Below are 24,039 nucleotides of genomic sequence, written 5' to 3'. Positions count from 1 at the left end.
TCAGGGATTCCTTATTGCTGTACCACAATGTTTTCCTGTGAAGGATCCACATGCTGCATATGCAGTTTTTCCGTCGCTGTGCGTTCCACGCGGCTGTGATCGCCCAGCGCGTTCTCTTCCAGAATCAGGTTGCGCCACTCAATGTCCAGCGCGTCACGCTCCAGCACCAGCTGTTCGCGCTGCGCGGTTAACAAACGCGTCTTGTGGGTGGTGGTCACCACCAGCACCGCAGAGACCAGCACCGCAATAATCAGCAAAACCGGAATTTTGCCAAACCGCAGCAGATCGGCCCCGATCACGCCGGGCAGGCTGTGGCGCTCATTGCCGATCATGAGGCGTTCCTTTCAGCGATGCGTAATACCGAACTGCGCGCGCGCGGGTTTTCCGCCACTTCCGCTTCGCCCGGCACCATTTTGCCCAGCAATTTAAGCTCGCGTCCGCCGAGCGCGCTCAGCTGCGCTTCGGTCATCGGCAGACCGGCAGGCACCTGCGGACCACGGCTGCGATCGCGCATAAAGCGCTTCACCAGGCGATCTTCCAGCGAATGGAAGCTGATAATCGACAGACGTCCCTGCGGTGCCAGCACCTCAAGCGCGCCTTTCAACGCGGTTTCAATCTCTTCCAGCTCGCTATTGATCCAGATACGAATCGCCTGGAAGCTGCGCGTCGCCGGATGCTTAAACTTATCTTTCACCGGCGTGGCCGCGGCAATCACCTCAGCCAGCTCCCTGGTGCGCGTCATCGGCTCCAGGCGGTTGCGTTCCACAATGGCGCGCGCAATGCGTTTCGCAAAACGCTCTTCGCCATAGGTCTTTAGTACAAAGGCGATATCGCTCTCTTCCGCCTGCATCAGCCATTCCGCCGCCGACTGGCCGCGCGTCGGATCCATGCGCATATCAAGCGGACCGTCGCGCATAAAAGAAAACCCGCGCTCCGCGTCATCTAACTGCGGCGATGAAACGCCTAAATCCAGCAAAACGCCGTCGATCTTGCCGCTGAGCCCGCGCTCCGTGATATAGCCAGCCAGTTCAGAAAAAGGACCATGAATAATGGAGAATCGCGGGTCCTTCATCTCAGCGGCTGCAGCAATTGCTTGCGGATCGCGATCGATGGCGATCAGTTCGCCTTTCTCGCCCAGCTGCGCAAGGATCAGGCGTGAATGTCCGCCGCGACCGAAAGTGCCATCGATGTAAATGCCGTCATCCTTGATGTTCAGGCCGTTAACGGCCTCATCTAACAGCACGGTGGTATGTTTAAAATTTTCCTGCATAGCTATAGCGACAAGTCCTGCAACCGCTCAGATAAAGGTTCCTGAGCCGACTGTTCTGCGTCTATGTCATCCTTGACTTGTTGATACCAGGTCTGTTCATCCCACAGTTCAAACTTATTAAACTGGCCGACCAGCATCACTTCTTTTGTCAGGTTCGCATGTTGACGAAGCGTATTCGCCAGCAGTAAACGGCCTGCATTATCCATCTGACACTCACTGGCATGACCCAATAACAAGCGCTGCACGCGGCGCTCAAGCGGATTCATGCTGGATAAGCGAGACAGCTTTTTTTCGATAATTTCCCACTGGGGCAAGGTGTAGAGCAACAGGCAGGGCTGATGAAGGTCAATGGTACAAACCATTTGCCCCTGAGACTCCCCGATCAGCGTTTCACGATAGCGCGTTGGTACGGCCAAACGACCTTTGCTGTCGAGGTTGACTAACGTTGCTCCACGGAACATGCCAGCCTTTCCCCTCAATCACCTGTTTTCACCACTTTATCCCACTTTTTACCACGAAACGAGTTTACGGAGCCGACGAAATCCTTGTCAAGCCGGAGCGGGGGCTGAATATCACTATTTCCTGCTAACAGAAATAAAAAAAGGAGGGGATTAATTGGAAAGGGATTAAAAAAGAAATATTAACCCGATGAATAATTGAATAAAAATTTTTACGCCTGATTGGTTGGCTAAAAATAACACAAATTTACCCTGAATTATATTTACATGTGATTCTGCGACAAAGGCGGCATTTTAGGGGATTTCCGAAAGTCAGGCTGCAAGGTGCAGACGGGGCCTGAGATTTTGCATTGATGCAGATCTATACAAATTAGAAATATTAATAATTCTAAAATGTTAGCAAGCGTGGCGAGAATTTACGCTTTTTTACGCTAAAAAAGCGCGCCAAAAATAGATTTCCTGCGATAAAAAAACCAGGCGGGCAGCAATTTTCTGCCCGCTTATTCATTTTACTTTCCTGCTTAATTGTCCCCGCCGAAATAAATTACGGCGGATGCGGGTTAAGCCAGGTTTAGGTTTTCGCGGCTCATCCAGGCTCGCTAATACCAGTTCCAGCACCCGTTCCGCCACATCGCGATGACGCTGCCCTACCGCCAGTACCGGGCATTCCAGGAAGTCCAGTAATTCGTGGTCGCCAAAGGTCGCGATAGCCAGATCGGTCGGCAAACGGCCGCTGCGTTTCAGCGTGACGTCCATTACCCCCTGCAGCAGGCCAAACGAGGTGGTGAAAAGCGCCTCCGGCATAGGATGCGCGTCAAGATAGCTTTCAAACAGCGCCGCCGCCGCGCTGCGTTCAAAACTGTTGCTGTAGATATAGTCGATGGGACGCGGATCCTCTTTCCAGGCCTCGCGAAAGCCCGTTTCCCGCAGAAAGCTCACCGACAGCTCCGGCAGCGCGCCGAGAAACAGCACGTTTTTAACCGGCAGCTGACGCAATTCAGCCGCCAGCATAAAAGCATCATCCTGATCGGCGCCGACCACGCTGGTGAAGTGTTCACGATCCAGCGCGCGATCCAGCGCAATGATAGGCAATGAATTGTTGATCCAGCGCTGATAGAACGGATGTTCCGGCGGCAGCGAGGTTGAGACAATAATCGCATCCACCTGACGCTGTAACAGATGCTCAATGCAGCGCATCTCATTATCAGGCTGATCTTCCGAACAGGCGATCAGCAGCTGATAACCACGCTGACGCGCCTGACGCTCCAGATAATTGGCGATACGCGTATAGCTGGTATTCTCCAGATCGGGAATAACCAGTCCGATCGAGCGCGTGCGGCCCGCGCGCAGACCCGCCGCTACCGCGTTGGGATGGTAATTATGCTCACGCACCACCGACATCACTTTCTCAACGGTTTTGTCGCTGACACGATACTGCTTGGCTTTGCCGTTAATGACATAGCTGGCCGTGGTACGCGACACGCCCGCCAGGCGCGCAATTTCATCCAGTTTCACAAGAACCCCACACCTCAACAAAGCCTCGCTGCTGAAAATATCCGCAGTTTAGCTATGGATTAGACGTTTGTTACATCTAACAGCAGAAAAGTGCGCGGGGCAACCGCTTTTGTTAACGAAGGGGCACTACCGCATAAAAATAAAAAAACCCGGCATTACGCCGGGTTAGCTAGTTTTGTCGATTGTCACGCAGCGCCGTTAACGCATAATGCGATCGCCGCGTGAAACGCCGACCACGCCGGAGCGGGCCACCTCAATGATTTCCGCCACGTCGCGCACCGAGTTTAAAAACGCGTCGAGCTTATCGCTGGTACCGGCAAGCTGAACCGTATACAGCGTAGGCGTCACGTCCACGATCTGCCCACGGAAGATCTCCGCGCTGCGTTTCACCTCTTCGCGACCGTAACCGCTGGCCTGGATCTTCACCAGCATGATTTCACGCTCGACATAAGCGCCCTGCCCCAGCTCGGTGACGCGCAACACGTCCACCAGCTTATGCAGCTGCTTTTCGATCTGCTCCAGCACTTTCTCGTCGCCCACGGTCTGAATCGTCATGCGCGAAAGCGTGGGATCGTCAGTGGGCGCCACGGTGAGGCTCTCAATGTTATAGCCGCGCTGGGAAAACAATCCAACCACGCGTGACAATGCGCCAGATTCGTTTTCCAGCAGAACCGATAAGATGCGACGCATAATTAAGTCCTCTCCGTTTTGCTCAACCACATTTCGTCCATACTCCCGCCGCGAATCTGCATCGGGTAAACATGCTCGCTGCCATCCACATTGACATCCACAAACACCAGCCGGCCTTTCGCCAGCTCTGTCAGCGCCAGGCTCAGCTTATCTTCCAGCTCTTCGGGATGATGAATGCCGATGCCCACATGACCATAGGCTTCCGCCAGACGCACAAAGTCAGGCAGCGACTCCATATAGGACTGTGAATGGCGGCCAGAATAGATCATATCCTGCCACTGCTTCACCATACCGAGGAAACGGTTGTTCAGGTTCAGCACCAGCACCGGCAGATCGTACTGCAACGCCGTGGAAAGCTCCTGGATGTTCATCTGGATGCTGCCGTCGCCGGTGACGCAAATCACCGTCTCTTCCGGCAGCGCCATTTTCACGCCCAGCGCGGCGGGCAGACCAAACCCCATGGTGCCGAGACCGCCGGAGTTGATCCAGCGGCGCGGTTTATCGAACGGATAGTAGAGCGCGGCGAACATCTGATGCTGCCCGACGTCAGAGGTGACGTAGGCATCGCCTTTGGTTAAACGCCAGATGGTCTCGATCACCGCCTGCGGCTTGATTTTGCTGCTGCTGCGATCGAACTCCAGGCACTTGCGGCCGCGCCAGGTTTCAATGGATTGCCACCAGTCGCGCAGGCTGTCGAACGGCTGTTTAGCCTCGCTCTGCGCCAGTAGCTCCAGCATCTGCTGTAGCACCTGCTTCGCATCGCCGACGATCGGAATATCGGCCGCCACGGTTTTCGAAATAGAGGTGGGATCGATATCGATATGCATCACGGTGGCGTTCGGACAATATTTCGCCAGATTGTTGGTGGTGCGATCGTCAAAACGTACGCCAACGCCGAAAATTAAATCGGCATTGTGCATCGTCATGTTGGCTTCGTAGGTGCCATGCATACCCAGCATGCCTACGCACTGCCGATGCGTGCCCGGAAAGGCGCCCAGTCCCATTAAGGAGGTGGTCACCGGAATATTCAGCGTTTCCGCCAGCTGAAGCAGTTCAGCTTCGCATGCAGAAGTAATGGCGCCGCCGCCCACATACATTACCGGCTTGTGGGCCGCTAACAGTGTCTGAAGCGCACGCTTGATCTGCCCTTTATGGCCTTGAATGGTAGGATTGTAAGAACGCATGCTTACCGAGTCGGGCCAGGCGTAAGGCAGCTTATTCGCCGGATTCAGGATATCTTTCGGCAGATCGATCACCACCGGTCCCGGACGCCCGCTTGCCGCCAGCCAGAACGCTTTTTTCAATATGCCGGGAATCTCTTCCGTGTGCTTCACCAGAAAACTGTGCTTCACCACCGGCCGCGAAATGCCCACCATGTCGCATTCCTGGAAGGCGTCGTAGCCAATCAAGGATGAAGGAACCTGGCCTGAGAGCACCACCAGCGGAATAGAGTCCATATAGGCGGTGGCGATGCCGGTAATGGCATTGGTCGCGCCGGGGCCGGAGGTCACCAGCACCACGCCGACTTCTCCCGTGGCTCGGGCGTAGCCGTCGGCCATATGTACCGCGCCCTGTTCATGACGCACTAAAATATGGTCGATCCCGCCCACCGTCTGCAGAGCATCATAGATATCGAGCACCGCTCCGCCCGGATAACCGAAAACCTGCTTCACGCCCTGGTCGATTAAAGAGCGTACGACCATTTCGGCTCCTGACAACATCTCCATTTTTCTGCCTCCAGGCGTGAAGAACAGAATCCATGGATGAACGCAAAACCAGCGTGTCACATGCATTCTGTCCCCGATTCGCCAATTAAGATCAAAATCTTATGTTTATGCGCAGACGGCGGAATTCATTTCCGCCATCCAGGTACAGAGAAATCTGCTGAGTTAATTCTTGTAAGAGTAGGATGATTACCATAACCGCAGAAAAGTTAGCAGGCAAACGCCAAACTCACGCCCTGCCGCAAATGCTGCATAAAAGCTTCTGCAAGGAAAGATTCCCTTGCGAGGAATACGCTAATTCAATGGCGCAACCACAGATGAATATGCTGCTGTTATGATTATTTTCAGGCTGATGTAAGAAATATTTAAAATTCATTCTCTCGCTGCTTAGCCCACTATTTTACCGGACAATTGATTTCTGGCGTTATTATCCTTTAAACAGCCGCTGGGCATGACATTCCTCTGTGCCAACCTGCATTCCGGCTGTTTCCCGCGCCGAAGAAAACGATAATAATAGTATATAATTCAATATCATATACGCAAAAAAAACCACTAAAAACCCTGATTTACGCCTTTTATTTTTATTACCTGCCGTTACTGCTTTTCATTACGCTGTCTGAGAAGTTAATCGCAGCATATTTTTCTTTATCGCTTCGTTTAATAACCTTTTACTTATGGTTGACATCCTATCTTGATTCCAGTACCAATAGGGGCAGCAAAAAATTTTATGAGGTTTGAATCCATGTTTCGCGCTTTCCGCCTACCAGGTCTACTACTTAACGCAATTATGTTGCGCGGTGACCTTGTGGGCGAAATCAAACACTGATTCGAGCCTGCAAAAAGTTAAAAACCCGCGCCATGCGCGGGTTTTTTTATGCTCGTTGCACAGGCGAAGATAACGCAAAAGGATGAACAACATGAGCCAGCAAGTTATTATTTTCGATACCACTCTGCGCGACGGTGAACAAGCCTTACAGGCGAGCCTGAGTGTGAAAGAAAAACTGCAGATCGCTCTGGCGTTAGAGCGCATGGGCATTGATGTGATGGAAGTGGGTTTCCCGGTCTCTTCTCCTGGTGATTTTGAGTCTGTTCAGACCATCGCCCGCAGCATCAAAAACAGCCGTGTCTGCGGCCTGGCGCGCTGCGTTGAGAAAGATATCGATGCCGCTTATGAAGCGCTGCGCGTTGCAGAAGCCTTTCGCATTCATACCTTTATCGCCACTTCGCCGATGCATATCGCCACCAAACTGCGCAGCACGCTGCCGGAAGTGATTGAGCGCGCGGTACATATGGTCAAACGTGCACGTAACTATACCGATGATGTGGAGTTCTCCTGCGAGGATGGCGGTCGTACGCCGATTGACGATCTCTGCCGTATGGTTGAAGCAGCGATCAACGCTGGTGCCACCACCATCAACATTCCCGATACCGTGGGTTATACCCTGCCGGGCGAGTACGCCGCCATTATCAGCCAGCTGATCCAGCGCGTACCGAACATCGACAAAGCGATTCTTTCTGTGCATACCCATGACGATCTGGGCATGGCCACTGGCAACGCGCTGGCCGCCGTGCAGGCGGGCGCGCGTCAGGTAGAAGGCACTCTGAACGGACTGGGCGAGCGCGCCGGTAACTGCGCGCTGGAAGAAGTGATCATGGCGATCAAAACCCGTCAGCAGATCATGAATGTGCATACCAATATTCATCATCAGGAAATCTGGCGCACCAGCCAGATCGTCAGCCAGATCTGCAACATGCCGATCCCGGCGAACAAAGCGGTGGTCGGCTCTAACGCCTTCGCTCACTCCTCCGGCATTCATCAGGATGGCGTGCTGAAAAATCGCGAAAACTACGAGATCCTGACGCCGGAGTCGATCGGCCTGCACAAAATCCAGCTGAACCTGACTTCACGCTCCGGCCGTGCGGCGGTGAAACACCGCATGGAAGAGATGGGCTACAAAGAGAGCGACTACAACCTGGATACGCTGTATGACGCCTTCCTGAAGCTGGCCGACAAAAAAGGTCAGGTATTTGATTACGATCTGGAAGCGCTGGCATTCATCAATAAACAGAACGAAGAGCCGGAATATTTCCAGCTGAACGAATTTAACGTGCAGTCCGGTTCCAGCATCACTGCTACCGCCTCGGTCAATCTGGGCTGCGGCGACGAAGCGAAAGCGGAAGCGGCCACCGGCAACGGCCCGGTGGATGCGGTATATCAGGCGATCAACCGCATCACCGAGTTTGATGCCGAGTTGGTGAACTACAAGCTGACCGCCAAAGGCCACGGCGAAAACGCGCTGGGCCAGGTGGATATCGTAGTGAATTACAACGGTCGTAAGTTCCACGGCGTGGGCCTGGCGACAGATATCGTCGAATCCTCGGCGAAAGCGATGGTGAACGCCCTGAATAATATCTGGCGCGCCAAACAAGTTGAAAAAGAATTGCAGCGTAAATTTAAGACTGAGCAGAAGGAAACGGTGTAACTATGTCAAACTCCTCTCATATCGCGGTATTGCCAGGCGACGGTATCGGCCCGGAAGTGATGGCGCAGGCTATCAAGGTGCTGGATGCCATTCGTCAGCGCTTTGATATGCGTATCACCACCAGCGAATATGATGTTGGCGGTATCGCCATCGATCGTCACGGCGAGCCGCTGCCGGCCGCTACCGTTGCGGGCTGCGAGCAGGCCGACGCCATTCTGTTCGGCTCCGTCGGCGGCCCGAAGTGGGAGCATCTGCCGCCCGCCGCCCAGCCGGAGCGCGGCGCCCTGCTGCCGCTGCGTAAGCACTTCAAGCTGTTCAGCAACTTGCGTCCGGCGGCGCTGTATAAAGGTCTGGAAGCTTTCTGTCCGCTGCGCAGCGACATCGCTGCGAAAGGGTTCGATATTCTCTGCGTGCGCGAGCTCACCGGCGGCATCTACTTTGGCCAGCCGAAAGGCCGCGAAGGCAGCGGCCCGCATGAGCGCGCATTCGATACCGAGGTTTATCACCGTTTCGAAATTGAACGCATCGCCCGCATCGCCTTCGAGTCGGCACGCAAGCGTCGTCAGAAAGTGACCTCGGTAGATAAAGCCAACGTCTTGCAGACTTCTGTAATGTGGCGCGAGATCGTGAATGAAGTGGCAAAAGATTACCCGGATGTGCAGCTGAGCCACATGTACATCGATAATGCCACCATGCAGCTGATCAAAGATCCGTCGCAGTTTGACGTTCTGCTCTGCTCCAACCTGTTTGGCGACATTCTCTCTGACGAGTGCGCCATGATCACCGGTTCCATGGGAATGTTGCCGTCAGCCAGTCTGAACGAGCAAGGCTTTGGCCTGTTTGAACCGGCGGGTGGCTCTGCCCCCGATATCGCCGGGCAAAACATCGCTAACCCGGTCGCCCAGATTCTGTCGCTGTCTCTGCTGCTGCGCTACAGCCTGAACGCCGACGAGGCCGCCGACAGCATCGAGCGCGCCATCAGCCGCGCCCTGGAAGAGGGTTACCGCACCCGCGATCTGGCTGGCGACGGCCAGGCAGTCAGCACCGATGAGATGGGCAGCATCATTGCCCGCTTTATCGCAGAGGAAAAATAAAAATGAGCAAGACCTTATACCAGAAGTTATTTGATGCACATGTCGTTTACGAAGCGCCCAACGAGACGCCACTGCTCTATATCGATCGTCACCTGGTCCATGAAGTGACCTCGCCGCAAGCCTTTGATGGTCTGCGCGCTCACGGCCGCAAAGTGCGTCAGCCGTCAAAGACCTTCGCGACTATGGATCACAACGTCTCGACGCAGACCAAAGATATCAATGCCTCCGGCGAAATGGCGCGCATCCAGATGCAGGAGCTGATTAAAAACTGCAGCGAGTTTGGCGTGCAGCTCTATGACCTGAATCACCCGTTCCAGGGCATCGTGCATGTGATCGGCCCGGAACAGGGGATGACCCTGCCGGGAATGACCATTGTCTGCGGCGACTCCCATACTGCGACTCATGGCGCTTTCGGTTCGCTGGCTTTCGGCATCGGCACTTCGGAAGTAGAACATGTGCTGGCGACGCAAACCCTGAAGCAGGGTCGCGCCAAAACCATGAAGATTGAAGTGCTGGGCGAAGCCGCAACCGGTATCACCGCAAAAGATATCGTGCTGGCGATCATCGGCAAAACCGGCAGCGCCGGCGGCACCGGTCACGTCGTCGAGTTCTGTGGCCCGGCCATCGAAGCGCTGAGCATGGAAGGTCGTATGACGCTGTGCAACATGGCGATCGAGATGGGCGCCAAAGCGGGCCTGGTGGCGCCGGATGACACCACCTTCTCCTATCTGAAGGGCCGCCAGTTCGCGCCGCAGGGCGAGAAGTGGGAACAGGCGGTAGCGTACTGGCGTACCCTGAAGTCGGACGCCGACGCGCAATTTGATCGCGTGGTGACGCTGCATGCCGAAGAGATCGCGCCGCAGGTGACCTGGGGCACCAATCCGGGTCAGGTGATTGCGGTGGATCAGCTGATCCCGAACCCGGCTTCTTTTGCCGATCCGGTAGAACGCGCCTCGGCGGAAAAAGCGCTGGCCTATATGAACTTACAGCCGGGCATCCGACTGACCGACGTCAGCATCGACAAAGTCTTTATCGGCTCCTGCACCAACTCGCGTATTGAAGATCTGCGCGCCGCTGCGGCGATTGCCAAAGGGCGCAAAGTGGCACCGGGCGTGATGGCGATGGTGGTACCGGGTTCCGGCCCGGTGAAAGCGCAGGCGGAAGCGGAAGGTCTGGACAAAATCTTCCTCGAGGCGGGATTTGAATGGCGTCTGCCGGGCTGCTCCATGTGTCTGGCGATGAACAACGACCGTCTGAATCCGGGCGAGCGTTGCGCGTCAACCAGCAACCGTAACTTTGAAGGTCGTCAGGGTCGTGGCGGACGCACCCATCTGGTCAGCCCGGCGATGGCCGCGGCGGCAGCGGTAACCGGCCATTTTGCCGATATTCGCGAACTGAACGGAGGAGTGTGAGTCATGGCGAAAAAATTTACTCAACATAGCGGCATTGTGGCGCCGCTGGATGCGGCGAACGTGGATACCGACGCCATCATTCCCAAGCAGTTTCTGCAAAAGGTGACGCGCACCGGTTTTGGCCAGCACCTGTTTAACGACTGGCGTTTTGTTGACGATGCCGGCAAGGTGCCGAATCCCGATTTCGTGCTGAACAAGCCGGAGTTTAAAGGCGCCAGCATTCTGCTGGCGCGTGAAAATTTCGGCTGCGGCTCCTCGCGCGAGCACGCGCCCTGGGCGCTGACCGACTTCGGTTTTCACGTGGTGATCGCCCCCAGCTTCGCCGATATCTTTTACGGCAACAGCTTTAACAACCAGCTGCTGCCGGTGAAGCTGAGCGAAGAAGAAGTGGATGAGATGTTTAAGCTGGTCGCCGCCCAGCCGGGCGTGCAGTTTACCGTGGATCTGGAAGCGCAGACCGTGCGCGCCGGCGACAAAACCCACAGCTTTGAGATCGACAGCTTTCGCCGCCACTGCATGATTAACGGTCTCGACAGCATCGGCCTGACGCTGCAACACGACGACGCCATCGCCGACTACGAGCAGAAACAGCCCGCCTTCCTGCATTAATGGTTAAAACAACGGGCAACGCAGGTTGCCCGTTATTTTAGACATCCTTCACGCGCGTCGAGAGCGCAAACGCCACAATCGACAGCAGCAGCGCCAGCCAGTAAACCGCACCGTGTCCGTAATGCTCGCTGAGCACGCCTTGCAGCACTCCGGCCAGAATCATCCCGGTAGATATGGAGTTGGTAAAGAGCGTGGTGGCCGCCCCTGGCCGTCCCGGCATCAGATCCTGAAACCAGAGCATGCCGATCCCGGCAATAATGCCGATAAAGATGGCGTTAAACAGCTGCAATACCATCAGCGCGGTGCGTGACTGAAACAGCACCAGCCCCAGATAAAACAGCACCCCTGCCGCCACGGCAATCAGCATCAGCTTGCGTTTGCCCAGCCGCTTCGCATAGTGCCCTGCCAGCAGCATCACCGGAATCTCCAGCCCGGCGGCAGATCCCATCAGCAGTCCCGCCAGCTTTTCAGGCAGGCCCAGCGTGGTGCTGATCCAGAGCGGCATGTCGATGATATACATGGTGTTGCAGGTCCACATCGTCACCGAGGCGATAAACAGCAGACGCACGTTGCGATCTTTCCAGCCGCTGATTTGCGTCAGCAGCACTTCCGGTGACTGCGCAATGCGCGGCACCGAAGGCAGGGTAAACCAGACCAGAATCAGACAAACCAGGAACAGCGCCGCCGCCACCAGAAACATCACGACAAAACCGTAGTTGAGCGCCAAAGCAAAGGAGAGCGGCGGGCCGATGACCCAGGCGAGCGACAGCTGCGCCCGCATCACCGAGCTGAACATCACCACTTCGCGCGCCGAACGATCGGCATATTCACGCGCCAGGGCAAAAATCTGCGGCATCGAGACGCTGGCCAGCGCCGACAGCAACACGCCCAGGGTGATGAGCGTCAGATAGTGGCGATTAAAGGCGAAGAGTACCGCATTAATCAGCGCCATGCCGCAGCAGAACAGAATCAGCATGCGCCGGTCGCCGCGGTTGTCGGATCGCTTCGCCACCAGCAGGCTGACCACAATACCAGCGATAGCGTTAACGGTGAAAAATAGCCCGACCCAGAAAGGCCTTGCCTGCACCTCGCGCGTCAGAAACAGGCTGAGCGTAGGAGCCTGCAAGGCGCCGGCAACGCCAATCATAAAGGAAACGACCATAAAGGCCAGATAGACCGGGTTAAACCGGCGTTGTCGTGTTAACAGCGATTTCATACCGAAATCCCTTACAGGATGAAACGGAGGGGAAAGGAAAGGGTAGAAGATTTCACAGGCAAAAGGAAAAAGCCAGTAAAGTTAACGCCGTTGGCGTATTCCGTCGGGTTCGCTGTAAACCTTTCACCCGGCGACGGAAATGACTAGAATGAGCCGTTCTCAACGGGGTGCTGTTTATCGCTGCGATAAAGGGCTGAGAAATACCCGTCGAACCTGATCCGGTTAGCCCCGGCGTAGGGATTTGAGATGTCTCTCCGCTCAGATCCTTTGCGACTCATATCATCCTTCCTCTCAAGGAGCGCAAAGTGTTGAAGAAAATATTGCCCGTTCTGCTGCTGTTATCCGCACCGGCGCTGGCCGCCAAACCGGTGTTAACCGTCTACACCTATGACTCCTTTTCCGCCGACTGGGGCCCCGGTCCGGCAGTAAAAAAAGCTTTTGAGGCGCAGTGCGGCTGCGAGCTGCGCTATGTGGCGCTGGAAGATGGCGTTTCTCTGCTGAATCGTCTGCGTATGGAAGGGAAAAACAGCAAAGCGGACGTGGTGCTCGGCCTGGATAATAATCTGGTGCAGGCGGCGCAGGCAACCGGCCTGTTCGCGCCCGGCGAGGTCGATACCTCGTCGCTGACCGTGCCGGGCGGCTGGCAGAACCGCACCTTTATTCCCTTCGACTACGGCTATTTCGCTTTCGTCTATGACAAGAACAAGCTAAAAAACCCGCCGAAAAGCCTGAAAGAGCTGGTGGAAAGCCCGGAAAAATGGCGAGTTATTTATGAAGATCCGCGCACCAGCACGCCGGGATTAGGACTGCTGCTCTGGATGCAAAAAGTCTATGGCGATAAGGCGCCGGAGGCCTGGCAAAAGCTGGCGCAGAAAACCGTCACCGTCACCAAAGGCTGGAGCGAAGCGTACGGCCTGTTCCTGAAAGGCGAAGGCGATCTGGTGCTGAGCTATACCACCTCTCCGGCTTATCACATTATCGAAGAGAATAAACAGAACTACGCGGCGGCGAACTTTAGTGAAGGCCACTATTTGCAGGTGGAAGTGGCGGCACGGCTGGCAAACAGCAAGCAGCCGAAACTGGCGCAGCAGTTTATGCAGTTCATGGTTTCCCCGGCCTTCCAGCAGACCATTCCCGGCGGCAACTGGATGTATCCGGTGATCAAAAGCGATCTGCCAAAAGGTTATGACGTGCTCAGCGTGCCGCAGACCGCGTTGCAGTATACGCCGCAGCAGGTTGCCGACAATCGCGCACAGTGGATCAGCGCATGGCAACGCGCCGTCAGCCGCTGATCGCCCGCTGGCTGCTGCCGGGCCTGCTCGCCGCGCTGCTGCTGTGCGGCGTCGCGCTGCTGGCCTTTGGCGCGCTGTGGCAGGCTGCGCCGCAGATTGCATGGCGCGGCCTGCTGACTGATAGCTATCTGCATCACGTTATCGCCTTCTCTTTCTGGCAGGCGCTGCTCTCCGCGCTCTTTTCCGTGATTCCGGCGATTGCGCTGGCGCGCGCGCTGTGGCGACGACGCTTTCCCGGTCGCCAGCTGCTGCTGCGCCTGTGCGCCATGACGCTGGTGCTGCCGGTGCTGGTGGCGGTGTTTGGCATACTGACCGTCTATGGCCGCGTCGGCTGGCTGGCGCAGCTCTGCCGCTGGATCGGCATCGATTATCATTTTTCTCCCTATGGCCTGCAGGGCATTTTGCTGGCGCACATCTTTTTTAACCTGCCGCTTGCCACCCGACTGCTGTTGCAGGCGCTGGAAAGCATACCCGGCGAACAGCGTCAGCTGGCGGCGCAGCTCGGTATGCGTGGCTGGAACCGTTTTCGCCTGCTGGAGTGGCCGTGGTTGCGACGCCAGCTGCTGCCCGCGGGCGCGCTGATCTTTATGCTCTGCTTCGCCAGTTTCGCCACCGTGCTGTCATTGGGCGGCGGGCCGCAGGCCACCACTATCGAGCTGGCGATCTATCAGGCGTTAAGTTACGACTACGATCCGGGGCGCGCCGCGCTGCTGGCGTTGATCCAGCTCAGCTGTTGTCTGGCGCTGGCGCTGCTGAGCCAGCGGCTGAGCAATGCGCTTCCCACAGGCAGCAGCGTGATGCAGGGCTGGCGCGATCCGCAGGACTCGTGGTTCTCCCGTCTCAGCGATGGCCTGCTGATTGCGCTGGCGCTGCTACTGCTGTTGCCGCCGCTGCTGGCGGTGATCGTCGACGGACTGAACGGCGGGCTGAGCGGCGCGCTGCGCCAGCCTGCGCTCTGGCTGGCGGCCCTGACCTCGCTACGCATTGCGTTGGGCGCCGGGCTGCTCTGCGTGGTGTTGACCCTGATGCTGCTCTGGAGCAGCCGCGAACTGCGTCTGCGACAGCAGCGCTGGCCGGCGCAGATGCTGGAAATGAGCGGCATGCTGATTCTGGCGATGCCCGGTATCGTGCTCGCCACCGGCTTTTTTCTGCTGTTCAACGCTACTATCGGTCTGCCGCAGTCGGCGGATGGCATCGTGATTTTTACCAACGCGCTGATCGCCATCCCCTATGCCATCAAGGTGCTGGGGAATCCGATGCGCGATGTGGCCGAACGCTATACAAGGCTTTGCCTGTCGCTTGATATCAGCGGCTGGAACCGGCTGAGGCTGATCGAGCTGCGGGCGCTGAAGCGCCCTCTCGCACAGGCGCTGGCGTTTGCCTGCGTGCTCTCTATTGGCGACTTCGGCGTCGTCGCACTGTTCGGTAGTGCTGATTTTCGTACCCTGCCCTTCTATCTTTATCAGCAGATAGGGGCCTACCGCGGTCAGGATGGCGCAGTCACCGCCCTGCTGCTGTTATTGCTCTGTCTGCTTCTTTTTACCCTGATGGAAAAATTGCCCGGCCGCCATGCTGACACTTACTAACCTGACCTATCTCTACCAGCATCTGCCGATGCGCTTTTCCTTTACGGCGCAGCGTGGCGAACGGCTGGCCGTCCTCGGTCCGAGCGGCGCGGGAAAAAGCACCCTGCTGAGCCTGATAGCGGGCTTTCTGCCGATCAGCCAGGGCAGGCTGCTGCTCAACGGCGAGGATCACAGCCGCAGCGCCCCGGCAAAAAGGCCGGTCTCGATGCTGTTTCAGGAGAACAACCTGTTTCCGCATCTGAGCGTGGCGCAGAACATGGGGCTTGGGCTGCATCCCGGCCTGAAGCTGAATGCCGATCAGCGCGCGCAGCTGGCGCAGATCGCCACCCGCGTGGGTTTAAGCGATCTGCTGCAACGGCTGCCGGGCCAGCTCTCCGGCGGGCAGCGGCAGCGCGTTGCGCTGGCGCGCTGTCTGCTGCGTCAGCAGCCGGTGCTGCTGCTGGATGAACCTTTTTCCGCGCTGGATCCGGCGCTGCGTAAAGAGATGCTGCAACTGGTGAAAAGCGTTTGCGAAGAGCGCGACATCACCCTGTTGATGGTGTCGCACAGCCTGGAGGATGCGGCGCAAATTGCCCCGCGCAGCCTGGTGGTGGTGGATGGCCGCATCTACTGGGACGGCGCGACCACACAACTGTTATCGGGAGAAACGCGGGAAGCCGACGTGCTTGGCATCCCGCTGCGTTAGCTGAGGAAAACCCGACCAAGCAGATGACGGAAGGTCGGCATCATCGGATGGAACTGGATGGCAACGAAAGCGGCCACGGCGATCAGCAACCCCAGCGGCGCCAGCCAGCGCAGACGCTGCGCCGTTAGCAGAGGCGACACCCAATCCTGCGTTTTGCCGCTGCGCCACCAGCGCCAGCAGAGCCAGACGCCCAGCCAGACCGCCAGCGCCACTAACAGCAGCAGCCATTTAAACCCGCTGCTCTGATCCGCATTTGGCACGTCGATGGCGACCCCGGCCAGAATACCCGGCATCAGGTACAGCGGCGTCCAGAATACGCAGCCGATCAGATTCGGCGGCAGGAATTTACGCACCGGCAGTTCCAGCATCCCCGCCACCAGCGGGATCAGCGGGCGCGTCGGGCCGACAAAGCGTCCCACCAGAATGGTAAACATGCTGTGCTGCCAGAGCGCATGTTCCGTTTTATCCAGCAATCCCTGATACTTTTTCAGATACTTCCAGCGGTGCAGCGGCCCCTGGAATTTCCAGCCGATGCCGTAAGAGATCCAGTCGCCCAGCAGGCAACCTACCAGTCCCGCCGCCCAGGCGGGATAGAGACCAATCTGGCCGCTGCCGACCAGCGCGCCGAGGCTTGCCATCAGCACCGTGCCGGGCAGCAGCAGTCCCACCAGCGCAAGCGATTCGAGAAATGTCACCAGCGCGACGGCAAACAGCGCCCACTCCAGCGATTGCGTAAACAGGTGTTGTACCCAGGCTTCCATAACCTTCCTCAACAGAAACAGAAGGCTGGATTGTCCTGAGCCTGCGCCATAGCGTCAAGGTAAGAATTGTAGTGGGATATTGGCATGCGCTGACAAACCGCAGCAACGCGCAACTGTATAAATAACCATGTTATACTCTCTTCAACTACCTACCGGAGAGATCGTGAACAGCCCACGCGCAGGTTTTCTGCTTACCCGTCACTGGCGCGACAGCGCAAACGGCACCGAGGTGATCCTCTGGCTGGCGACCGATAACGGCCCGCAGCGGCTGGTGTTGCCGCCTCAGGAGTCGGTCGCCTTTATTCCCGTGGCTTTTCAGCCGCAGGTGGAAGCGCTGCTGGCGGATGAGCGTCAGGTGCGCCTCGCGCCGTTGCAGCTGAAAGATTTCCGTCGCCGTCCGGTTTTTGGGCTTTACTGCCGCCAGCACCGGCAGCTGCAACGGCTGGAAAAGCTGCTGCGCGAGAATGGCATTCCGATCTATGAAGCGGATATCCGTCCGCCGGAGCGTTTCCTGATGGAGCGCTTTATCACCGCGCCGGTCTGGTTCAGCGGCGAACCGCAGGGCAACAGCCTGGTTAACGCCCGTCTGAAGCCCCATCCCGACTATCGTCCCCCGCTGAAATGGGTATCGCTGGATATTGAAACCACCCAGCACGGCGAGCTTTACTGCATCGGGCTTGAGGGTTGCGGCCAGCGCCAGGTCTATATGCTGGGACCGCCGAACGGCGACGCCAGCAGCCTCGACTTTGAGCTACTCTACCTCGACAGCCGCCAGCAGCTGCTGGAAGCGCTTAACGCCTGGTTTGCCCGGCACGATCCTGACGTGATCATCGGCTGGAATGTGGTGCAGTTCGATCTGCGTATGCTGCAAAAGCATGCCGATCGTTACGGCATTCCCCTGCGGCTTGGCCGTCAGCAGGAGGCGCTGGAGTGGCGCGAGCACGGCTTTAAGCCCGGCGTGTTCTTCGCGCAGGCCACGGGACGGCTGATTATCGACGGTATCGACGCCCTGAAGTCGGCCTTCTGGGATTTTCCCTCCTTCAGCCTGGAGTCGGTGTCGCAGGCGCTGCTCGGCGAAGGCAAAGCGATTGATAATCCCTGGCAGCGCATGGAGGAGATTAACTGGCGCTTCGCCAACGATAAACCGGCGCTGGCGCGCTACAACCTGAAAGATTGCGAACTGGTGACGCGCATTTTTCACCAGACGGAAATCATGCCCTTTCTGCTGGAGCGTGCGGCAGTGAACGGCCTGGCGGTGGATCGTCACGGCGGCTCGGTCGCCTCTTTCAGTCATCTCTACATTCCGCGCATGCATCGCGCCGGTTTCGTGGCGCCCGGTCACGGCGAAGTGGCCAACGAAGCCAGCCCCGGCGGCTACGTCATGGATTCTCGCCCCGGCCTGTACGAATCGGTGCTGGTGCTGGATTACAAAAGCCTTTACCCCTCGATCATCCGCACGTTTTTAATCGACCCTGTGGGCCTGGTGGAAGGCAATGCCCATCCCGACGATGCCGATTCCGTTGCCGGCTTTCGCGGCGCGCGCTTTTCGCGTGAAACGCACTGTTTGCCGGAGATTGTCAGCCAGATCTGGCAGGGACGTGAAGAGGCGAAAAGACAGGGCAACAAACCGCTGTCGCAGGCGCTGAAGATCATCATGAACGCCCTGTACGGCGTGCTCGGCACCAGCGCCTGCCGCTTTTTCGACCCGCGCCTCGCCTCCTCTATTACTCTGCGCGGACATGAGATCATGCAGCAAACGCGCCAGCTGATTGAGGCGGAAGGATACGACGTGATCTACGGCGATACCGACTCCACTTTTGTCTGGCTGAAAATGGCCCACGACGACGCGCAGGCGGCGGCGATTGGTCAGCGTCTGGCGCAGAAAGTTAACGCCTGGTGGCGCGAACATCTGCAACAAACCTGGGGTTTGACCAGCGCGCTGGAGCTGGAGTATGAAAGTCACTTTTGCCGTTTTCTGATGCCAACCATTCGCGGCGCCGAACAGGGCAGCAAAAAGCGCTATGCCGGCTTGATCCGCGAAGGCGACAGCGAGCGTATGGTGTTTAAAGGGCTGGAGACGGTGCGCACCGACTGGACGCCGCTGGCCCAGCAGTTTCAGCAGGCGCTCTACTCGCGCATCTTCCATAACCAGCCGTGGCAGGATTATGTGCGCGACACCGTGCAGCAGCTATTAGCAGGGGAGCTGGACGATCTGCTGGTCTATAAAAAACGGCTGCGTCGTCCTCTGAAAGAGTATGAGCGCAACGTACCGCCGCATGTGCGGGCGGCGCGGCTCGCAGATGAAGAAAACCGTAAGCTGGGCCGTCCTCTGCAGTACCAGAATGGCGGCCGGATTCGCTACGTGATGGCGACCGCCGGGCCAGAGCCGCTGGAGGCGCGCATTACGCCGCTGGACTACGATCACTATGTAACAAAGCAGCTACAACCCGTCGCAGATGGCATTCTGCCTTTTGTTGAAGGCGACTTTGCTACACTGATAACAGGACAGCTGGGGCTGTTTTGACAGGTGACGAACGTCTCACCTTCCAGTACCATAGCGCCCTTCCTGAATCTCACCGCTCTGACAGCCTGACCAGATGTTATCGTCTGGTGGACAAGCTATACCCTAAAAAATGCCGTTTATGAACGGGTTACGGGCTGTGGGCGGATGAACATCTTTATTATGTTAAGAGAATCGAGCTAAAAATATATGGTTTTTACACTGGGTCAACGCTGGATTAGTGATACGGAAAGTGAACTGGGGCTGGGGACGGTAGTCGCGCTGGATACGCGCATGATCACCCTGCTCTTTCCGGCAACCGGCGAGAACCGCCTTTATGCCCGCAACGATTCTCCGATTACCCGCGTCATGTTCAACCCGGGTGATACCGTGACCAGCCATGAAGGCTGGCAGATGCTGGTCGATGAGGTGCGTAACGAAAACGACCTGATGACCTATATCGGCACCCGCCTGGATACGCAGGAGACGGGCGTGGTAATGCGCGAGGTGATGCTCGACAGCAAGCTGGTGTTCAGCAAGCCGCAGGATCGCCTGTTTGCCGGTCAACTCGACCGTATGGACCGCTTTGCCCTGCGCTTTCGCGCACGCAAATATCAGAGCGCGCAGTATCGTTTAGCCATCAGCGGCCTGCGCGGTATGCGCACCAACCTGATCCCGCATCAGCTGCATATCGCCCATGACGTGGGCCGTCGCCACGCGCCGCGCGTGCTGCTGGCGGACGAAGTTGGCCTGGGTAAAACCATTGAGGCGGGCATGATTATCCAGCAGCAGCTTCTGGCGGGCCGCGCTGAGCGCGTGCTGATCATCGTGCCGGAAACCCTGCAACATCAGTGGCTGGTAGAGATGCTGCGCCGCTTTACTCTGCGTTTTGCCCTGTTTGACGACGCGCGTTATACCGAAGCGCAGCACGACAGCGATAACCCGTTCGATACTGAGCAGCTGATTATCTGTTCGCTCGACTTTGTGCGCCGCAACAAGCAGCGCCTTGAGCAGTTGGCGAATGCCGACTGGGATCTGATGGTGGTCGATGAAGCGCACCACCTCGCCTGGTCAGAAGGCACGCCGAGCCGTGAATATCAGGTGATTGAACAGCTGGCGGAACAGATTCCCGGCGTGCTGCTGCTGACCGCCACGCCGGAACAGCTCGGCATGGAGAGCCACTTTGCCCGCCTGCGCCTGCTCGATCCCAATCGTTTCCACGATTTCGAGCAGTTTGTCGGGGAGCAGCAGCACTATCGTCCGGTAGCTGACGCCGTCGCCATGCTGCTGGCGGATAAAGCGATCTCTAATGATGAGATGAACCTGATTAACGACCTGGTGGGCGAACAGGATATCGAGCCGTTGCTGCAGGTCGCCAACAGCGATCGCGATGGCAAGCAGGAAGCGCGCCAGGAGCTAATTTCCATGCTGATGGATCGCCACGGCACCAGCCGCGTGCTGTTCCGCAACACGCGTAACGGCGTGAAGGGCTTTCCAAAGCGCGAACTGCACCAGATTCGTCTGCCGCTGCCAGCCCAGTATCAGACCGCCATCAAGGTCTCCGGCATTATGGGCGCGCGGAAAAGCGCTGAAGAGCGCGCACGCGACATGCTCTATCCCGAGCAGATTTACCAGGAGTTTGAAGGCGACAGCGGCACCTGGTGGAATTTCGATCCGCGCGTTGACTGGCTGATGGGCTACCTCACCAGCAACCGTAAAGAGAAAGTGCTGGTGATCTGCGCCAAAGCCGCGACAGCCTTACAGCTGGAGCAGGTGCTGCGCGAGCGTGAAGGCATTCGCGCGGCGGTCTTCCATGAAGGTCTGTCGATTATCGAGCGCGACCGCGCCGCCGCCTGGTTCGCTTCGGAAGAAGATGGCGCGCAGGTGCTACTCTGTTCAGAAATCGGCTCTGAAGGGCGCAACTTCCAGTTTGCCAGCCGTCTGATCATGTTCGATCTGCCGTTTAACCCGGATCTGCTGGAGCAGCGTATTGGCCGTCTCGATCGTATCGGCCAGGCGCACGACATTCAGATCCTGGTTCCCTGGCTGGAGAAGACCGCGCAGGCGGTGCTGTTGCGCTGGTATCATGAGGGCCTGGATGCTTTCGAACACACCTGCCCCACCGGGCGCACCATTTATGACAAGGCGCACAGCCAGCTGATTGAGTATCTGGCCGCGCCGGAAAATACCCAGGGCTTTGATGAATTTATTCACGAGTGCCGCAAACAGCATGACGCGCTGAAAACCCAGCTGGAACAGGGGCGCGACCGTCTGCTGGAGCTGAACTCAAACGGCGGCGAATCTGCACAGCTGCTGGCGAATGCCATTGCGGAGCAGGATAACGACACCGAACTGGTGAACTTTGCGCTCAACCTGTTTGATATTGTTGGTATCAATCAGGAGGATCGCAGCGATAACCTGATCGTGCTGACCCCTTCCGATCATATGCTGGTGCCCGATTTCCCCGGCCTGCCGGAAGATGGCTGCACCATCACCTTTAATCGCGAGCAGGCGCTGTCGCGCGAAGATACCCAGTTTATCACCTGGGAGCATCCGCTGATTCGCAACGGTCTGGATCTGATCCTCTCCGGCGATACCGGCAGCTGCGCGCTGTCGCTGCTGAAGAACAAGGCGCTGCCGGTAGGCACGCTGCTTGTGGAGATGATCTACGTGGTCGAGGCGCAGGCGCCGAAGCATCTGCAGCTGACGCGCTTCCTGCCGCCGACGCCGGTTCGCATGCTGCTGGATCGCAACGGCACCAATCTGGCCGGCAAAGTGGAGTTCGAAAGCTTCAACCGTCAGCTGAATGCGGTAAATCGTCATACCGGCAGCAAGCTGGTGAATGCGGTGCAGCAGGATGTACACGCCATACTTCAGCTTTCGGAAAAACAGATCGTCCCGGAAGCGCGTGCGCTGATCGAGGCGGCGCGCAGCGAAGCAGACGAGAAGCTGAGCGCCGAGCTGTCACGCCTGGAAGCGCTGAAGGCGGTGAACCCTAACATCCGTGAGGATGAGGTCGAGGCGCTGGAAAGTAACCGTCAGCAGGTACTGGCAAGCCTCAACGAGGCTGGCTGGCGTCTCGACGCGCTGCGGCTGATTGTGGTTACGCATCAATAATTGCAAGGGGCCAGTCGGCCCCGTACCGGACAGAGTATGGAACCTTACAATCCGCCGCTGGAACCCTGGCTGCATATCCTTTATCAGGACGATCACATCATAGTGATCAATAAGCCGAGCGGCCTGCTTTCCGTGCCGGGACGTCTGGAAGAGCATAAAGATAGCGTGATGACGCGCATTCAGCGTGATTTTTCTCAGGCGGAGTCGGTGCACCGTCTCGATATGGCGACCAGCGGCGTTATTGTGGTCGCCCTGACCAAAGCGGCCGAGCGTGAACTCAAGCGTCAGTTTCGCGAGCGCGAGCCATCAAAAACCTACGTGGCGCGCGTCTGGGGCCATCCGCAGCCGGAAGAAGGATGGGTGGATTTACCGCTGATCTGCGACTGGCCGAACCGCCCAAAACAGAAGGTCTGTTTCGAGAGCGGCAAGCCGGCGCAAACCGGGTATCAGGTGGTGGAGTATCTGAGCGATAACAGCGCGCGCGTGGTGCTGAAACCTATTACCGGGCGTTCCCACCAGCTGCGCGTGCATATGCTGGCGCTGGGCCATCCGATCCTCGGCGACGGGTTTTATGCTCATCCGGAAGCGAAAGCGATGGCGCCGCGCCTGCTGCTGCATGCGGAAAGCTTAACCATTACCCATCCGAAATTTGGCAACGCGATGACCTTCCGTCAGCCCGCCGATTTTTGAATCACCCCGCCTTGCTTGTCCGTACCGGCAAGCAAGGCAGCCAGCTTTACTTGAAACCTTTTTCGCGCCGGATCAGATCATACGCCGCCTGGATTTCCTGCGCTTTCTGCTTCGCCATCTCCATCATCGCTGGCGGCAGCCCTTTCGCTACCAGCTTATCGGGATGGTGCTCGCTCATCAGTTTGCGGTAGGCGCGTTTGATGGTCATGCTGTCGTCGCTGCTTTTCACTCCCAGCACACTACAGGCATCTTCCAGCGTCGGGCCGCGCTGCGCCTGCTGATAGCCCTGCTGCGAGGAACCTTGCGCATAGCCGCCGCCGAACTGCTGGCCGCCTTGCATCATGCGCAGAAACTGGTCGAACTGATTGCGGGAAATGCCCAGTTCTTCTGCAATCACATACAGCACCTGACGTTCGTTCGGATGCAGCGAACCGTCGGCAAAAGCGGCCTGAATCTGAATTTCCAGAAACATCCGAATCAGGTCGAAACGACCAAAACAGGCGCTGCGCAGTTCGCGCAACCGGGCGCGCAGCGGATAATCGCTCTGCTTGCCGTCACGGAACGCGCGCTGCGCCGCGCCGCGTGCGTCGCCGTGCAACTGCATTCGATCCATTAATAACGAGGCGATCTGAATATCCGCTTCGGTGACGCGACCTTTCGATTTCGTAAGATGACCCATCACCTGAAAGGTGGTCAGAAAAAACAGGTTTTGCCGGGTTTGATTGTTGGCGAAGTAGCTTTGTCCCTTCGCACCCCGAACTTTATCAATCATATGACCAATAATCAGGCCGATCACAATGCCCCAAAAGCCAGTGCCGGAAAGCAACCCCAGCACCAGGCCGATAACTTTTCCCCAGTAGCGCATAAACTCCTCAATTCGCCATGCTTGCGGCTTAAATTTGCTTTATCATACCTGTCATTTATCCAAGCGCCTAAC

At 57.4% G+C, this 24,039-nt stretch carries 19 protein-coding genes and 1 riboswitch; of the genes, 10 read left to right on the top strand and 9 right to left on the bottom strand.

Annotated features, from left to right (window positions below; all coding sequences use genetic code 11):
- Window positions 1-11: 11 nt before the first annotated feature.
- The 6 genes from ftsL to ilvI all read right to left on the bottom strand — a co-directional run bounded on the left by ftsL (window position 12) and on the right by ilvI (window position 5,660).
- Window positions 12-332: a cell division protein FtsL gene (gene ftsL, locus ABU178_RS04150; protein ID WP_397212257.1), complete on the bottom strand. Its 321-nt coding sequence runs from the start codon at window positions 330-332 to the stop codon at window positions 12-14.
- On the bottom strand, window positions 329-1,270 hold the full coding sequence (rsmH, locus tag ABU178_RS04145; RefSeq protein WP_397212255.1) for a 16S rRNA (cytosine(1402)-N(4))-methyltransferase RsmH: 942 nt from the start codon (window positions 1,268-1,270) through the stop codon (window positions 329-331). The genes ftsL and rsmH overlap by 4 nt, the downstream gene beginning before the upstream one ends.
- Before the next feature lie 2 nt (window positions 1,271-1,272).
- Entirely contained in the window at window positions 1,273-1,731 is a 459-nt protein-coding gene (gene mraZ, locus ABU178_RS04140; RefSeq protein WP_397212253.1) for a division/cell wall cluster transcriptional repressor MraZ, read from the bottom strand.
- A gap of 501 nt (window positions 1,732-2,232) precedes the next feature.
- A complete protein-coding gene (gene cra / locus ABU178_RS04135) occupies window positions 2,233-3,243 on the bottom strand; it encodes a catabolite repressor/activator (protein WP_397212251.1) in 1,011 nt (336 codons plus the stop codon).
- A 198-nt stretch (window positions 3,244-3,441) separates the two neighbouring features.
- Window positions 3,442-3,933 carry an acetolactate synthase small subunit gene (gene ilvN, locus ABU178_RS04130; protein WP_397212249.1) on the bottom strand — a complete coding sequence of 164 codons (492 nt, stop codon included), beginning with the start codon at window positions 3,931-3,933 and terminating at the stop codon, window positions 3,442-3,444.
- Window positions 3,934-3,935: 2 nt separating this feature from the next.
- Window positions 3,936-5,660: an acetolactate synthase 3 large subunit gene (ilvI, locus tag ABU178_RS04125; protein WP_397212247.1), complete on the bottom strand. Its 1,725-nt coding sequence runs from the start codon at window positions 5,658-5,660 to the stop codon at window positions 3,936-3,938.
- 914 nt (window positions 5,661-6,574) lie between these two features.
- Between ilvI and leuA the strand changes: the two genes are divergently transcribed.
- The 4 genes from leuA to leuD are packed head-to-tail and all read left to right on the top strand — an operon-like array spanning window position 6,575 to window position 11,255.
- Window positions 6,575-8,140, top strand: coding sequence for a 2-isopropylmalate synthase (leuA, locus tag ABU178_RS04120; RefSeq protein WP_397212246.1), 1,566 nt, complete (start codon window positions 6,575-6,577; stop codon window positions 8,138-8,140).
- Window positions 8,141-8,142: 2 nt separating this feature from the next.
- Window positions 8,143-9,234, top strand: coding sequence for a 3-isopropylmalate dehydrogenase (leuB, locus tag ABU178_RS04115; RefSeq protein WP_397212244.1), 1,092 nt, complete (start codon window positions 8,143-8,145; stop codon window positions 9,232-9,234).
- A gap of 2 nt (window positions 9,235-9,236) precedes the next feature.
- Window positions 9,237-10,646, top strand: coding sequence for a 3-isopropylmalate dehydratase large subunit (gene leuC, locus ABU178_RS04110; RefSeq protein ID WP_397212242.1), 1,410 nt, complete (start codon window positions 9,237-9,239; stop codon window positions 10,644-10,646).
- Between the two features lie 3 nt (window positions 10,647-10,649).
- Window positions 10,650-11,255: a 3-isopropylmalate dehydratase small subunit gene (gene leuD, locus ABU178_RS04105; RefSeq protein ID WP_397212240.1), complete on the top strand. Its 606-nt coding sequence runs from the start codon at window positions 10,650-10,652 to the stop codon at window positions 11,253-11,255.
- Window positions 11,256-11,292: 37 nt separating this feature from the next.
- Here the strand turns inward: leuD and ABU178_RS04100 are convergent, their stop codons facing one another.
- Window positions 11,293-12,471: a sugar efflux transporter gene (locus ABU178_RS04100; protein ID WP_397212239.1), complete on the bottom strand. Its 1,179-nt coding sequence runs from the start codon at window positions 12,469-12,471 to the stop codon at window positions 11,293-11,295.
- 153 nt (window positions 12,472-12,624) lie between these two features.
- A riboswitch (TPP riboswitch) is annotated at window positions 12,625-12,729 on the top strand.
- A 47-nt stretch (window positions 12,730-12,776) separates the two neighbouring features.
- Here ABU178_RS04100 and thiB point away from each other — a divergent pair.
- From thiB to thiQ, 3 genes are read left to right on the top strand one after another with little or no spacing between them, the layout of a single operon-like run.
- Window positions 12,777-13,763 carry a thiamine ABC transporter substrate binding subunit gene (thiB, locus tag ABU178_RS04095; RefSeq protein ID WP_397212237.1) on the top strand — a complete coding sequence of 329 codons (987 nt, stop codon included), beginning with the start codon at window positions 12,777-12,779 and terminating at the stop codon, window positions 13,761-13,763.
- Window positions 13,739-15,349, top strand: a complete 1,611-nt coding sequence (gene thiP, locus ABU178_RS04090) for a thiamine/thiamine pyrophosphate ABC transporter permease ThiP (protein WP_397212236.1) — start codon at window positions 13,739-13,741, stop codon at window positions 15,347-15,349. Before thiB ends, thiP begins: the two co-directional genes overlap by 25 nt.
- Entirely contained in the window at window positions 15,333-16,034 is a 702-nt protein-coding gene (thiQ, locus tag ABU178_RS04085) for a thiamine ABC transporter ATP-binding protein ThiQ (RefSeq protein ID WP_397212234.1), read from the top strand. The genes thiP and thiQ overlap by 17 nt, the downstream gene beginning before the upstream one ends.
- Here the strand turns inward: thiQ and ABU178_RS04080 are convergent.
- On the bottom strand, window positions 16,031-16,795 hold the full coding sequence (locus tag ABU178_RS04080; RefSeq protein ID WP_397212232.1) for a DedA family protein: 765 nt from the start codon (window positions 16,793-16,795) through the stop codon (window positions 16,031-16,033). The two genes, thiQ and ABU178_RS04080, sit on opposite strands and share 4 nt — an antisense overlap.
- Before the next feature lie 163 nt (window positions 16,796-16,958).
- On the opposite strand from ABU178_RS04080, the gene polB reads away from it, so the two are divergent.
- The 3 genes from polB to rluA all read left to right on the top strand — a co-directional run bounded on the left by polB (window position 16,959) and on the right by rluA (window position 23,102).
- Window positions 16,959-19,319, top strand: a complete 2,361-nt coding sequence (gene polB, locus ABU178_RS04075; RefSeq protein WP_397212230.1) for a DNA polymerase II — start codon at window positions 16,959-16,961, stop codon at window positions 19,317-19,319.
- Between the two features lie 186 nt (window positions 19,320-19,505).
- Window positions 19,506-22,412, top strand: a complete 2,907-nt coding sequence (rapA, locus tag ABU178_RS04070; RefSeq protein ID WP_397212228.1) for an RNA polymerase-associated protein RapA — start codon at window positions 19,506-19,508, stop codon at window positions 22,410-22,412.
- Between the two features lie 36 nt (window positions 22,413-22,448).
- Window positions 22,449-23,102 carry a bifunctional tRNA pseudouridine(32) synthase/23S rRNA pseudouridine(746) synthase RluA gene (gene rluA, locus ABU178_RS04065; protein ID WP_397212226.1) on the top strand — a complete coding sequence of 218 codons (654 nt, stop codon included), beginning with the start codon at window positions 22,449-22,451 and terminating at the stop codon, window positions 23,100-23,102.
- Between the two features lie 46 nt (window positions 23,103-23,148).
- Here the strand turns inward: rluA and djlA are convergent, their stop codons facing one another.
- Window positions 23,149-23,967: a co-chaperone DjlA gene (gene djlA, locus ABU178_RS04060; protein WP_397212224.1), complete on the bottom strand. Its 819-nt coding sequence runs from the start codon at window positions 23,965-23,967 to the stop codon at window positions 23,149-23,151.
- Between the last annotated feature and the right edge of the window lie 72 nt (window positions 23,968-24,039).

The organism is Pantoea osteomyelitidis (genome assembly GCF_044342975.1).
Classification (GTDB): Bacteria; Pseudomonadota; Gammaproteobacteria; order Enterobacterales; family Enterobacteriaceae; genus Pantoea; species Pantoea osteomyelitidis.
This window is presented reverse-complemented; position numbering and strand designations above follow the sequence as displayed.

What these genes read in the sequence shown, in the direction of transcription:
- ftsL (WP_397212257.1), bottom strand. Translation starts at nt 332, where the DNA reads ATGATCGGCAATGAGCGCCACAGCCTGCCCGGCGTGATCGGGGCCGAT.
- rsmH (WP_397212255.1), bottom strand. Translation starts at nt 1,270, where the DNA reads ATGCAGGAAAATTTTAAACATACCACCGTGCTGTTAGATGAGGCCGTT.
- mraZ (WP_397212253.1), bottom strand. Translation starts at nt 1,731, where the DNA reads ATGTTCCGTGGAGCAACGTTAGTCAACCTCGACAGCAAAGGTCGTTTG.
- ilvN (WP_397212249.1), bottom strand. Translation starts at nt 3,933, where the DNA reads ATGCGTCGCATCTTATCGGTTCTGCTGGAAAACGAATCTGGCGCATTG.
- ilvI (WP_397212247.1), bottom strand. Translation starts at nt 5,660, where the DNA reads ATGGAGATGTTGTCAGGAGCCGAAATGGTCGTACGCTCTTTAATCGAC.
- leuA (WP_397212246.1), top strand. Translation starts at nt 6,575, where the DNA reads ATGAGCCAGCAAGTTATTATTTTCGATACCACTCTGCGCGACGGTGAA.
- leuB (WP_397212244.1), top strand. Translation starts at nt 8,143, where the DNA reads ATGTCAAACTCCTCTCATATCGCGGTATTGCCAGGCGACGGTATCGGC.
- leuC (WP_397212242.1), top strand. Translation starts at nt 9,237, where the DNA reads ATGAGCAAGACCTTATACCAGAAGTTATTTGATGCACATGTCGTTTAC.
- leuD (WP_397212240.1), top strand. Translation starts at nt 10,650, where the DNA reads ATGGCGAAAAAATTTACTCAACATAGCGGCATTGTGGCGCCGCTGGAT.
- ABU178_RS04100 (WP_397212239.1), bottom strand. Translation starts at nt 12,471, where the DNA reads ATGAAATCGCTGTTAACACGACAACGCCGGTTTAACCCGGTCTATCTG.
- thiP (WP_397212236.1), top strand. Translation starts at nt 13,739, where the DNA reads ATGGCAACGCGCCGTCAGCCGCTGATCGCCCGCTGGCTGCTGCCGGGC.
- thiQ (WP_397212234.1), top strand. Translation starts at nt 15,333, where the DNA reads ATGCTGACACTTACTAACCTGACCTATCTCTACCAGCATCTGCCGATG.
- ABU178_RS04080 (WP_397212232.1), bottom strand. Translation starts at nt 16,795, where the DNA reads ATGGAAGCCTGGGTACAACACCTGTTTACGCAATCGCTGGAGTGGGCG.
- rapA (WP_397212228.1), top strand. Translation starts at nt 19,506, where the DNA reads ATGGTTTTTACACTGGGTCAACGCTGGATTAGTGATACGGAAAGTGAA.
- rluA (WP_397212226.1), top strand. Translation starts at nt 22,449, where the DNA reads ATGGAACCTTACAATCCGCCGCTGGAACCCTGGCTGCATATCCTTTAT.
- djlA (WP_397212224.1), bottom strand. Translation starts at nt 23,967, where the DNA reads ATGCGCTACTGGGGAAAAGTTATCGGCCTGGTGCTGGGGTTGCTTTCC.